The organism is Armatimonadota bacterium, from assembly GCA_036504095.1.
Taxonomy (GTDB): domain Bacteria; phylum Armatimonadota; class DTGP01; order JAKQQT01; family JAKQQT01; genus DASXUL01.
In genome coordinates this window covers 45,653-57,506 of sequence record DASXVS010000053.1, presented here as the reverse complement: position 1 = coordinate 57,506, position 11,854 = coordinate 45,653, and the positions used below count along the sequence as shown (strand labels likewise).

At 63.9% G+C, this 11,854-nt stretch carries 11 protein-coding genes; 3 read left to right on the top strand and 8 right to left on the bottom strand.

Features of this window, described 5'->3' with window-relative positions; genetic code table 11:
- The 5 genes from prmC to VGM51_13235 form a co-directional block, all read right to left on the bottom strand.
- Nucleotides 1–1,014 (bottom strand): peptide chain release factor N(5)-glutamine methyltransferase, encoded by a 1,014-nt coding sequence (gene prmC / locus VGM51_13255; GenBank protein HEY3414002.1) that lies wholly within the window; start codon nt 1,012–1,014, stop codon nt 1–3.
- 165 nt (nt 1,015–1,179) lie between these two features.
- Entirely contained in the window at nt 1,180–1,413 is a 234-nt protein-coding gene (locus VGM51_13250) for a DUF2283 domain-containing protein (GenBank protein HEY3414001.1), read from the bottom strand.
- Between the two features lie 366 nt (nt 1,414–1,779).
- Nucleotides 1,780–2,781, bottom strand: coding sequence for an isocitrate/isopropylmalate dehydrogenase family protein (locus VGM51_13245; GenBank protein ID HEY3414000.1), 1,002 nt, complete (start codon nt 2,779–2,781; stop codon nt 1,780–1,782).
- Between the two features lie 112 nt (nt 2,782–2,893).
- A complete protein-coding gene (locus VGM51_13240) occupies nt 2,894–3,661 on the bottom strand; it encodes an SDR family oxidoreductase (protein HEY3413999.1) in 768 nt (255 codons plus the stop codon).
- A gap of 130 nt (nt 3,662–3,791) precedes the next feature.
- Entirely contained in the window at nt 3,792–5,567 is a 1,776-nt protein-coding gene (locus VGM51_13235) for an ABC transporter ATP-binding protein (protein HEY3413998.1), read from the bottom strand.
- Nucleotides 5,568–5,770: 203 nt separating this feature from the next.
- On the opposite strand from VGM51_13235, the gene alkA reads away from it, so the two are divergent.
- The 3 genes from alkA (at nt 5,771) to VGM51_13220 (ending at nt 8,962) form a co-directional block, all read left to right on the top strand.
- On the top strand, nt 5,771–7,201 hold the full coding sequence (gene alkA / locus VGM51_13230; protein ID HEY3413997.1) for a DNA-3-methyladenine glycosylase 2: 1,431 nt from the start codon (nt 5,771–5,773) through the stop codon (nt 7,199–7,201).
- Nucleotides 7,198–7,683: a methylated-DNA--[protein]-cysteine S-methyltransferase gene (locus VGM51_13225; GenBank protein HEY3413996.1), complete on the top strand. Its 486-nt coding sequence runs from the start codon at nt 7,198–7,200 to the stop codon at nt 7,681–7,683. The genes alkA and VGM51_13225 overlap by 4 nt, the downstream gene beginning before the upstream one ends.
- A 451-nt stretch (nt 7,684–8,134) precedes the next feature.
- Nucleotides 8,135–8,962, top strand: a complete 828-nt coding sequence (locus VGM51_13220; protein ID HEY3413995.1) for a TIGR01457 family HAD-type hydrolase — start codon at nt 8,135–8,137, stop codon at nt 8,960–8,962.
- 212 nt (nt 8,963–9,174) lie between these two features.
- Here the strand turns inward: VGM51_13220 and VGM51_13215 are convergent, their stop codons facing one another.
- From VGM51_13215 to VGM51_13205, 3 genes are read right to left on the bottom strand one after another with little or no spacing between them, the layout of a single operon-like run.
- Entirely contained in the window at nt 9,175–10,116 is a 942-nt protein-coding gene (locus tag VGM51_13215) for a glycosidase (GenBank protein HEY3413994.1), read from the bottom strand.
- A 26-nt stretch (nt 10,117–10,142) separates the two neighbouring features.
- Nucleotides 10,143–10,571, bottom strand: a complete 429-nt coding sequence (locus VGM51_13210) for an ATP-binding protein (protein ID HEY3413993.1) — start codon at nt 10,569–10,571, stop codon at nt 10,143–10,145.
- A gap of 3 nt (nt 10,572–10,574) precedes the next feature.
- Nucleotides 10,575–11,813, bottom strand: coding sequence for a VanW family protein (locus VGM51_13205; protein HEY3413992.1), 1,239 nt, complete (start codon nt 11,811–11,813; stop codon nt 10,575–10,577).
- Between the last annotated feature and the right edge of the window lie 41 nt (nt 11,814–11,854).

The following is an 11,854-nucleotide window of genomic DNA, read 5'->3' as shown; positions in this document are numbered from 1 at the left end:
TCAGCCGTTCCGCGCGACCAGGACCCGGGGGATGCCGGCGAGGTCCGGGAGGACCTCCACATCCTGCCAGCCGGCGGCCTGGGCGCGCCGGATCGCCTCCGTGCTCTGGGTGTAGCCGAGTTCCATGACGAGCCGCCCCTGATGCTTCAGCAGGGTCCGCGACTTGGCAAAGAGTGCGTTGATGACGGCGAACCCGCCATCATCGGCGAAAACTGCTTCCTTCGGCTCGCGCAAGACCTCCTGCGACAGAGTTGGTGCTTCCTCCGGGGCGACGTAGGGCGGATTGGAGACAATCAGGTCGAACGGCGGCGCAACCGCTCCAGATGCATCGGTGATGGGTTGGCTCGGATCCAGAGCCGTGAAATCGGCGCGCTTCCAATGCACGCGGTCGCGGACGTGGAGCCACGAGGCGTTCTTCCTGGCGACGCGGAGGGCATGCGGCGATATATCCAGCGCCCATACCACAGCGCCGGGTTTGAACGTAGCGATGCTGAGCCCGACGCAACCGCTCCCGGTGCCCACGTCCAGGACGAACGGGTGCGGCGTCTTTTCGAGCAACCCCAAGGCTGTTTCGACCAGCGTTTCCGTCTCCGGCCGGGGGATGAGCACGTACCGGTTCACGTAGAACTGAAGGCCCATGAACTCCACGGCCTCCAGCCAATAGGCCGTCGGCCGTCCGGCCGCGCGCTCGCGAACGAACATGCCGAACCTGCGCCCCCATTCCGTGAGCGGCGCCTCCGGGTGTGTGAGGTTGAAGATGCGCTGTTCCCGGACCGCTTCCAGGCGGTGGTCGCGCAATTTCAGGCGGAACTCCATGTCTTCCCGGGAGCGGTCCCACGCCAGGACGTAGGCCAGGAGGAGTTCGGCGTCGAGACGGGGCTCGGAAACGCCTGCATTTGTGAGTTCCCGCGCGGCGCGCGAAAGGGCGCCGCCGATGGTGGCCGCGTACGGCCGCTCATCCGCCGGCTCAGGAAGGTTTGGGTTCGAATGTGCGGGACGTTCCAAGGTGTGCATTGCAGGCGCTTTCATCCACTATACGTTCAGAGAGCAAAATGCGTTCCAGAGTAGCGGTGAGTTATGAACGACGGACGATGAGACCGGATTTAACGCGGAGGCCGCCGGGGAACTCAATGGTGGGCCGCATGCGGCTCATCCGGCATTGAACTGGACCCATTGCGACTACGACGCCTTCTGAAGACTGACGTGCGTGGGCAGGTCGAAAAGCGTGTCGCGCATCAATCGGGTGGAGAAGAACAACACTTCCCAGTTTTCCACGTCGCCGGTGTGCGGTTTCAGGCGCGCAACTACCCCGTCCTCCAATTCTTCGGACTCCTGTTCAGCGTAGGGAGGCACCCGGTTTACGTACAGAATATCGCCTTCCCGGTCGAACCGAAATGTCAGCCTTTCTTCCATTCGATGCGCGCTCCTTGCGCAAGGCGGCGTGTGAGATAGGCCGTAACCACCCAATGCCGCGTTCTGGGGCCGGTATCAGACGCCACAACCGCATGTTTTCCGCCGCGTACGTTGGGAAACCAGCGGATGAACAGCAAGTGTTCTCGGAGCGGCTGTTTCTCCTGACGCTATCCGGCGCTGCGGGAGTCTCTGCGAGAAGCGCCAGGCGTACAGGTACCAGTTCCGGGTGCTCGGCAGCAACGTGCGCCACCCGCTCATCGGTCAGTTCCACGTCGGATTCGAGATGGGTGCACCGAAACGTCAACATTACTCTTCCCAGAAGAGCGCCTCCCGCAGAAGCGCAAACCGTTACACGTCTACCTTCTCCTACTTCATCGTTTCAATCACCGCTTCCGTGAACTCCTTCGTGCTCGCCGATCCACCGAGGTCCCCTGTTGTGTGCTTGCCTTCACCCAGAACGGTTTCCAGCGCGGTGCGCACCCTGACGGCTGCCTGGCGCTCTTCCAGGTGGTCCAGCATCATGCAGGCGGACATCAACAGCGCGGTGGGGTTGGCGATTCCCTTTCCGGCGATGTCCGGCGCGCTGCCGTGAACCGCCTCAAATACCGCCACATGGTCGCCGAAGTTGGCGCCCCCAACCACGCCGAGGCCGCCGACCAGTCCGGAGCAAAGGTCGCTCACGATATCGCCGTACAGGTTTTCCATTACCAGCACCTGGAAGCGCGTGGGATCCTTGACCAGTTGCATGCACATGTTGTCAACGATCATCTCGTCCGGCTCGATCTCCTGGTAGTCGCGGGCCACCTTGCGATAGCACTCCAGGAAAAGGCCGTCCGAGATCTTCATGATATTGGCCTTATGGACGAAGGTTACCTTGCTCTTGCCGATGCGGCGAGCGTGTTCGAACGCAAATCGGCTGATTCGCGTGCACGCCTTCTCGGTCATGACTTTGATGCTTTCCGCCACTCCGGGGATCACGAGATGCTCTATCCCCGAGTAAAGGCCTTCGGTGTTTTCGCGAACGACAGTGATGTCGACGTGGTCGTAGCGAGTGGGGATGCCGGGCACGGTCTTGGACGGGCGGACCGCCGCATACAGGTCAAGGGACTGGCGGAGCGCCACGTTGGCGCTTCTGAACCCCTTGCCGATGGGGGTGCCGATGGGGCCCTTCAGCGCGACGCGGCACTTCAGGATCTCACTGAGGACGTGCTGCGGCATGGGCTCGCCGTATTTGGCGGTAACCTCCGCGCCTGCCTCAAGCGGGACCCAGTCGATCTCGGTTCCGGCCGCCGCGAGCACGCGGATGGTCGCGTCCGTGATCTCGGGGCCTATGCCGTCCCCCGGCAGCAGCGCGATGGTATGCTTCAAATTCAAATCCTCCGTAAAGGTAGGTCGGGTCTCCGTGCCCGACGCGATCCGCGGAGTCGGGCACGGAGGCCCGACCTACCGGATGGCGTCGGCCACGATGGTCCGGCGCAAGTCAGATTCCGCCCAAGTCCGCCAGTCCGCCATCGGCGTTCAGATGCAGAGCCGTGGCGCTGGCCGCTAGATCCGAGGCGAGGAATACCGCCAGGCCGGCGATTTCCTCCGGCGTCTGAAGGCGGCGGATCGGCGTTTTCTTTCGAAGCGCCTCCCGCTCCCCTTCGGGAACTGTTTTCAGGACGTTCGGCGTGAGCGCCATCCCCGGCGAAATGCAGTGCACCGCAATGCCCCTCGGCCCCAACTCCTTCGCCATCGTTCGCGCGTACGCCAGCATCGCCCCCTTGCCGACCGCGTGCGCCGCGTATCCCGTGGCCGGCCGTTCCAGCATTGTGCCGACCATGAACAGTATGCGCCCGCCTCCGCGCTCCAGCATCCCCGGCAGCACTGCCTGCGTGGCGTTGAACGCCGTCATCATGGAACCCTCGAACTCCGCCTGAAGGTCCGAAAATAGCAGGCTTTCTACAGGCTTGGGGTCCAGGAATATGCTGGCGTTGTTCACCAGGATATCGATGGGGCCGAGTTCCGATGAAGCGTGCGCGAAGGCGGCGTTCACCGCATCGGCATCTCGCAGGTCCGCCTGAGCCGTCAGCGCGCGCCCACCGGCTGCCAGGATGTCGTCGCGCAGACGTTTGGCAGCATCCTCGCCGCCGCGGTAGTGGATGATGACGCGGGCTCCGTGCCCGGCGAATACGCGCGAGATGGCGGCGCCGATGCCGCTGGCCCCGGCCGTGATGAGGGCTACCTTATTGTGCAGAAGTCCTTGCATGATTCATCGCATCAGCCGACAATCAGCGCCGGATGAATGGGGCGGCCTTTCAGGCAACCTGCCTCCGGTTTCACATTGCCGCCCCTTGACGGCCTAAAGGATAGCATGCGCCCATTGGAATTGGGCGAACTTATGCCACGTCCACGGGTTCGCCCCGCTGCATGTTGACCATCCGCGCGTACGGGCCGTTTTCCGCCATCAGGTCTCCATGGCGCCCCCGCTCCACGATGCGCCCGCCGTCCAGGACCAGGATCTCGTCCGCGCCGCGAACCATGCTCATCCGGTGGCTCACGATAATGGTTGTGCGTCCCGCCATCAGCCGTTCCAGCGCGGCCTGGATGATCCACTCGCTCTCGGCCTCGACGGCGCTGGTCGCCTCATCGAGGAGCAGGATCCGAGGGTCCGTCAGGAACGCGCGGGCGATGCTGATGCGTTGCCGCTGCCCGCCGGACAGCTTCACGCCGCGTTCGCCCACCACCGTATCGTACCCCTCGGGCATTTCGGTGATAAACTCGTGCGCATTCGCCATCCGAGCGGCGGCTTCCACGTCCTCCGCGCTCGCATCCGGCCGTCCGTACCGGATGTTGTTCAGAATCGTGTCGTTGAACAGAAACGTATCCTGCTGAACGATCGCCAGCGCGCCGCGCAGCGACGCCTGCGTCAGATTGCGGACATCGTTCCCATCCACAAGCACGCGACCGCCGGTCACGTCCCAGAAGCGCGGCACGAGGTTCAGGACCGTCGATTTCCCCGCGCCGCTCGTGCCCACAAGCGCGACCATTCGCCCGGGCCAGGCTGAAAACGAGACACCCTCCAGCACGTTGCGATCGGCGGTGTATCCGAATGAAACGTCGTCAAAACGCACCTCTCCGCGCACATTCGCGAGGCCGACCGCGCTGGCGGCGTCGGTGATCGCTTCCGGCGCGTCGAGCACTTCAAGCACCCGTCCCCACGCGGCGGAGGCGCGTTGCAGCGTATCGTTGATGTCCATGAGGTCGTCGATCGGGCCGAAGAAATAACGGCCGTAGCCCCGGTAGGTCACCAGCCCGCCTACGGTGAACCGCCCGACCATGATGAAATAGGCGCCGAAGCCGAGCATCAGGATCTGGCCCCATTGCGCGATGTAGCGCACGATGGGGAAGAACCTCGTGCTGAGGTTGATCACCTTCACCTGCGCCAGGCGGTATTCCTGCGTTGCGCGCTCGAAATTCTCCTGCTCATCGTCCTCTCGGGCGAACGCCTTGATGACGCGGATGCCGGAAAGGTCGTCCTGCAGCGTGGCGCCCACATCGCCGAGCCGCGCCCGCGACACGCGGTACATCGCCTTGATACGCGCGTTGTACAGCTTCAGGCCGATGCCCACCAGCACGATCGGCATGAGGCAGATGAGCCCCAGTTCCCACTGGAGAACGATGAAGATGGCGGCGACCCCCACGAGGCGCAGCGCGTTCGCCACCACGGCGTCGGTGCCGCGGATGACGACCTCCTGAATCGTATCGATTTCGCCGCCCACGCGGGCCATCAGGTCGCCCGTGCGGTGCTCTCCGAAATACGCCAGGCTCTGCCGCTGAAGTTTGCGGTAGACCGTGTTCCTCAGGTCGAAGAGGAATGCCTGTCCGGCCTTCTCCATCACGTTGCGGCGCGCGGCAGTCAGCGCCACGCCCGCGAGGTAAACCGCCGCCATCAGCATCACGGGGCGGTACAGCCCGCTCACCTGCCGCGACTTGATGACCTTGTCGACCACGTAGCCCCAGACCAGTGGCGGGAACAACTCCGCGGCGATGCCCAGGATCCCGCAAACGGTGCCGAACAGGATCGGCCACAGGTACGGGCGCAGGAACGGCCCGAGACGCCTGAGGTCTCCGGCCGGCGAGGAAGATATGCTGACATCCGCGTTCCGTCTCATACAGGAAGTATGTTACCGGGGAGCGGGTGACCGGTGCCGGGTGTCAGGTGGCGGGTGTCGGGTGCCGGTTGGCGGGTGCCAAGTGCCGGGTGTCGGGACTCAGCCCCCGGCCATTTTCCCTCAGTCCTCAATTCTCAACTCTCTTTTCATTCTGTGTCCGAAACCGGCTAGTCTGTGCGTGATTCCTGTGGCACAATTCCTTTATGGAATTCGATCCGGACACATGCTACCACGCGCTGCGGACGCACGATCCGCGCTTTGATGGCGCGTTCTTCGTGGGCGTCTCCTCGACCGGCATCTACTGCCGCACGGTATGCACCGCGAAGACGCCCAAGCGCGAGAACTGCACATTCTACCCCAGCGCGGCGGCGGCCGAGCAGGCCGGCCACCGTCCATGCCTTCGCTGCCGGCCCGAACTGGCGCCGGGTAACGCGCGGATCGACGCCGTGAGCCGCCTCGCCGGCGCCGCTCTGAGCCGCATAGAGGACGGCGCGCTCACCGAGGGCGGCGTGACGGCCCTGGCCGCCGAGATGGGTGTCAGCGATCGGCATCTACGCCGCGCGATTCAGTTGGAGTTCGGCGTATCACCGATCGCATTGGCCCAGACGCAGCGTCTGCTCCTGGCCAAACGACTGCTCACCGACACTGCCTTACCGGTTACCGACGTGGCCTTCGCTAGCGGGTTCTCCAGCCTTCGGCGTTTCAACGCGCTCTTCGCCGAGCGGTACCGGATGCGTCCGAGCGACCTGCGCAGGGGACATGCGGCCGCGCACACGGCCGACACCCTCGGGTTCAAACTTGCCTACCGGCCGCCGATGGAGTGGGACGCGATGCTGCGCTTCCTGTCGGCGCGCGCGTTGAGAGGCGTGGAGGCCGTTGAGGGTAGAACGTACCGGCGAACGGCATCGTTCGGAAAGCATCGCGGCTGGTTGTCGGTTGCGCCGTCGCCGTCAGGCTTTACGCTGCGGGTTGACGTATCGCCGAGCCTCGCTCCGGTCCTTCCGCGCACGTTGGCCGCCGTGAAGCGTCTCTTCGACCTCGCCGCCGAGCCGTGCCGCATCGCTGAACGCCTGTCACAGCTTTCGGACGCCAAGCCCGGGTTGCGCGTGCCGGGGGCGTTCAAAGGCTTCGAGGTCGCCGTTCGCGCGATCGTCGGCCAGCAGATCAGCGTCGCGGGCGCCACGACGCTGGCGGGAAGGCTGGCGGCAACCCTGGGCGAGCCGATAGAGACGCCGTTTGCGGACCTCACCCGCGTGTCCCCCACGCCTCGGCAGATCCTGTCGGCCGGCGCCGATGCGCTTACGGCGGTCGGCATCACGCCCGCCCGCGCGAGGACGATTGTCGCGCTGGCGGACACCGTCGATCGCGGCGGCATTCGCCTCAAACCGGGAGGCGATGTGGAAGAAACGGTCGCGCGCTTGATGGCTGTACCCGGCATCGGCGAGTGGACCGCCCAATACATCGCCATGCGCGCGCTCTCATGGCCGGATGCGTTTCCCCACACGGACCTCGGCGTCCGAAAGGCGCTGCACGAAGACGATCCCAAACGCATTCTGGAGTTGGCGGAATCCTGGCGACCGTGGCGCGCCTACGCCACGATGCACCTTTGGAGTTCTCTGGAGGAGATACTGTGACGTACTACACTAAGATGGTTAGCCCGATTGGACCGTTGCTGCTGACGTCGGACGGCGCGGCGCTGACGGGCGTTTATATGACGGACCACGAGCACGGGCCGGTCATTGGAAAAGACTGGGTGGAAGATGGAACGAGGGCGCCCCTGTCCGAGGCGGCGCGTCAACTCGCCGCTTACTTCGCCGGCGACCGAACGGAGTTCGATCTCCCCCTCGCCCCGGCGGGAACCGAGTTCCAGAAGCGCGTCTGGGATGAACTCACCAGGATTCCGTACGGGTTGACAGTCTCTTACGGCGAGATCGCGGAACGGATCGGTAACCCTAAGGGCGTGCGGGCCGTCGGCCTGGCCAACGGCCGGAACCCCATCTCGATCGTCGTTCCCTGCCACCGTGTGATCGGCGCCAACGGGAAACTGGTCGGCTATGGCGGCGGCCTGCCGCGCAAGGAATGGCTCCTGGCGCACGAGATGGGAATCAGGAGTTAGGAGACGGGAGATAGGAGATAGGAGTTGGGCGTCGGCGAAATGTCATTCTGAACGCAGTGAAGAATCTCGACCGGACGCAGGGAAGTTCCGCTTCGCTCAATATGACAGCTTTCCTTTACTTTTGCCCCCCTGGCGCCCGACTCCCTGCCCGGCACTGCAACGAAATGGATGCATATGCCATCCATTTCGGTCGTCCGGAGGACGGTTGGCCGAAGGCCCCTCAGACGGGTATTTCAGTGCCCGGTCGGTAATCGCTTTTCTGATGAGCCTCAAATGTACCCTGCCTGTCCGCCCGTTTGCCAATCGTTAACCTCAAGGCAACGTGAGCATAACGAGAGCGCAACATCGACACCCTACAGTGATTCCAGGGAGGGCATCGGCGGAATCGCCTGGCTATCGCACTTCCCGGTCGTGCCGCTCCGGCAACAGGGCGTGAGACAAGGGAGTTAAAATGGACGGCAGATACGGTTTCCTACTGGATATGGACGGGGTCATCTACAGGGGCGCGGAGGTTATCCCGGGAGCGGTGGATTTCATCAACCGGCTCCTCACCCGCGAGATACCCTTCCTGTTTCTCACAAATAACAGTCAACGCACCCGCCGCGACATGATGACCCGGCTTCAGCGGATGGGCATCAACGTCGGCGAAGACCACATTTTCACGTGCGCGATGGCCACCGCGCGGTTCCTGGCGAAGCAGAAGCCGAATGGCACGGCCTACGTCATTGGAGAGGGCGGCCTGTTGCAGGCGCTTCACGCGAACGGGTACGCTATCGTGGACCACGACCCGGATTACGTGGTTGTTGGCGAGGGGCGGACCTTTATGATGGAGACCATGGAGGCGGCGGTCCGAATGGTGATGCGCGGCGCCAAATTGGTGGCGACGAACATGGACCCCAATTGCCCCACGGCCAAGGGACTGCGACCGGGCTGCGGCGCCATCGTGGCAATGCTGGAAAAGGCGACGGGGATCGAGGCGTTCAGCGTGGGAAAACCGAGCCCGGTGATGATGCGCGAAGCTCGCAAGACGCTTGGGCTGACCACGTCGCAAACGATCATGGTCGGCGATACAATGGAGACGGACATCCTGGGCGGCACGCAAATGGGCTACCAGACCATTCTTGTGCTTTCAGGCGGCACCAAACGGGAGGACCTGGCGCGCTTCGCTTACACCCCCGACCGCGTGGTGGATTCCGTGGCCGACCTCTGTACCGATGATTTCCCGTGCGACGCCGAGGTATCCCTGAGCATCCGCGACTCGCTGCTCGTGGCGGCGTGAACGTTTTGTGATCACCGCAGGGAGGCAACTCCGGGCAAACGACTTACGCTCATTCGATCTGCGGTGCGCTTGGCCATCGTCCGTCCAGTGGACGAATATCGTCCACTGGATGTCCGATTTCGTCCGAGTTCACAGGGTGACTGGTACGCAATGTCGGCGAGGACCCATACGGGCCGGCTGCCGGCGATACTCGATGCGGGCCGGCGGGCCGATCACATCGCCGCGTACAGCGCCTCCTCCACTTCCGCGCGGGGGATGGTGCAGCTACAGATGACCTTGTCGGCGCCGCCGTAGTACAGGCGGTACAGGCCGTCGCGCTCGATGCAGCCCGTGGGAAACACCACGTTGCCGATCCAGCCCTGTTGCTCGAACTCGGCTTGCGGCTCCAGCAGCCAGTCATCCAGGCGCGCCACCACCTTGCTCGGGTCGTCTCTGTCCAGAAGCGCCGCGCCGCATCGATAGGTGTGATGGCGGTCGATGCCGTGGAAGAAGAGCAACCAGCCCTTTTCGACTTCCATCGGCGGTGGGCCGGAGCCGATGCGCTTGAAGTCCCAGTGGTTCACGTCGCGCGGGCTCATGATCGGCCCGTGGTTTGTCCACGTGCGCATGTCGTCGCTGCTGGCGATGCAGATGTCCGGCGCAACGCGGTGGAGCATTACGTAGCGGCCGCCGATCTTGCGGTTGAAGAGGACCGCGTTTTTGCTGTCGATTCCGGGCAACACAATTCCGAAGCGTTCCCAGGTCTGGAAGCCCTGCGTGCGCGCCATCGAGACCCGTACACGCCACGGCGGCTCGCTCGCACTGCGGCGCTCCTGCGGCGCGCAAACCCCGTAAACGGATGCGACCGTGAATGTGGCGTAGACCCATCCTTCCAGGGCGACGGCGCGAGGATCCTCGATTCCCAGACGCTCCATCGGGTCGGATATGTCCGCTTCCAGAACCGGGTGGGGATCGCGCTCGAAACTCACGCCATCAGCCGACCAGGCGTGGCCGAACCGCGAGAAATGGTCGTCGCCGTGCGCGCGGTAGAGCATATGGACCATGCCCTCCCATTCGACGACGGCGGGATTGAAAACGAACTGATTTTCCCACCAGTTGGCGGCGGGGGCGATGATGGGGTTTTCCGCGCAGCGGGTCATCTTCGGCTGTGACATTCAGTGGTTCCTCCGGGATCGCGGTCTCACCCGACGCTCTTGCTCATGCGCACGGTCGTGCCGGTGGGCGTGCCGTTCCACTCCACCTGGTCCATGAACGTCTTCATCAGGTAGAGGCCCCGGCCGCCTTCGGACATGTCGTCCGGCGCGGGAAGGTCCAGGTTCGCCGGGTGAAATCCCGAGCCATGGTCCATGATCTCCAGCACCAGCCGATTGCCGTCCATTACGGCGGCCACGTGGACGCACTGGCGGTGCCCGGATTCGCCGTGCAGGAGAGCGTTGCTTACCGCTTCGCTGAAGGCCAGCACAATGCCGTCGAGCGCCTCGCCGCGGAATCCAAGGCGCCGTCCAAGGGCCATCACGCGGGCACGGGCGCGGTAGATCGGCTCGCCGATATCGGCGATTCGCATCCGCAACAGAGCCCGTTTTGGCTGAGACGAGTGTTGTGTCGACATGGGCTAGGTCCGTTTCGATTTCGCGGGAACGGAGGCCATCACGTGCTGCGTATCGTACTTGTCGTCCGAGATCATCTCTTTCTTTCGCTGGCCGTTCTGGGCGATAATCCGGTAAACCCGGGCAACAGCCTGGCCGTTCGACCAATCGGCTGTGGAAGTGACCTGGACCTTTCTCCCGAGCGGCGCTTCGCCCCACGCTTCAATGGTCAGCGCGGCGCGCGAAACCCTGGTGCGGATGTAGAGCGGCGTCGAGGTATCGTTCCTGAATCTCAGGTCGTGTGTTCCCCAGTAAACGGTGGCATCGCGGCCCAACGGAACGTAATGCACCGTGAGCGAGTGGTGGCTGCGCTGCATGATGGGCAGCCCGGACAGCAGCGCGACGTTGTAAAGCGTGCTGGAAACCTGGCACAACCCGCCCCCGATGTCCTTTTCCATCTTCCCGTACTTGTAGACGATGGCCTCGCGGAATCCGTCCGACGCGTTGCGCTCCCCGACCCAGCCGTTGAACGAGAAGACCTCGCCCGGTTTGACGAACGCGCCGTTCAGCATTCGGGAAACGAGCCGAAGATTGTGGGTTCGGTTGGCTTCGCGCGGGTTGAAGAAGGTGGTGTACGAGACTACCCGGGTCTTGATCGGCTCCAGGTCCTCCACCGTGAAGCCGGGCTCGTACGGAACGACCACCAGCGGGACAGTGCTCAGACCCGGATCCTTCTGCACGGCGGATTGGAGGAGCAGTGCCGAACCGTACACATCAACGCGCCTCCCTGTGCGGCCCGGCTTGATCCAGCCTTTGGAAGGTGGTCCCACAAAATGCGGCGAGATTGGTTCGATGTCCAACCCGCGCGCCGCATGCCGGATCGACCGTTTGGCGGCGCGCATATCCAGTGTCAACGCCAGAGGCACATTGGGGGATTTCCAGGCGGAGGCCAACATCGCGTCCACGTTTGGCTTGATGCCCAACTCCCCCCAATGACGGTGGTAGGAGCGCGAGCCATAGGTGAGCGTGAGCGGCCTCACTCCCAGCGGTTTCAGGCGTTCGGCCAGGAATTTAGCGCCGGCGTCCTGCGTGAGCCCGGCGACCGCGACGCCGGCAACGACCGTGTTAGCCGCGTAGGCTGGCGGCGGGGGGGGCACGGAAGCGACCGGGGTCGCGCGGCGATGACACCCGCCGGCTGCCAGGGTAGCCGTCGCGGCGATGCTGGCCGCCACACATATTGGCGCTGATCTGCTTCTGCTGACCAAGGAACCTCTCCGGGCAAGGGCTTTGGAACGAATGGAGGATC

Excerpts from the sequence above, each read along its gene's own strand:
- prmC (HEY3414002.1), bottom strand. The coding sequence starts at position 1,014 with ATGCACACCTTGGAACGTCCCGCACATTCGAACCCAAACCTTCCTGAG.
- VGM51_13250 (HEY3414001.1), bottom strand. The coding sequence starts at position 1,413 with ATGGAAGAAAGGCTGACATTTCGGTTCGACCGGGAAGGCGATATTCTG.
- VGM51_13220 (HEY3413995.1), top strand. The coding sequence starts at position 8,135 with ATGGACGGCAGATACGGTTTCCTACTGGATATGGACGGGGTCATCTAC.
- alkA (HEY3413997.1), top strand. The coding sequence starts at position 5,771 with ATGGAATTCGATCCGGACACATGCTACCACGCGCTGCGGACGCACGAT.
- VGM51_13210 (HEY3413993.1), bottom strand. The coding sequence starts at position 10,571 with ATGTCGACACAACACTCGTCTCAGCCAAAACGGGCTCTGTTGCGGATG.
- VGM51_13235 (HEY3413998.1), bottom strand. The coding sequence starts at position 5,567 with ATGAGACGGAACGCGGATGTCAGCATATCTTCCTCGCCGGCCGGAGAC.
- VGM51_13215 (HEY3413994.1), bottom strand. The coding sequence starts at position 10,116 with ATGTCACAGCCGAAGATGACCCGCTGCGCGGAAAACCCCATCATCGCC.
- VGM51_13240 (HEY3413999.1), bottom strand. The coding sequence starts at position 3,661 with ATGCAAGGACTTCTGCACAATAAGGTAGCCCTCATCACGGCCGGGGCC.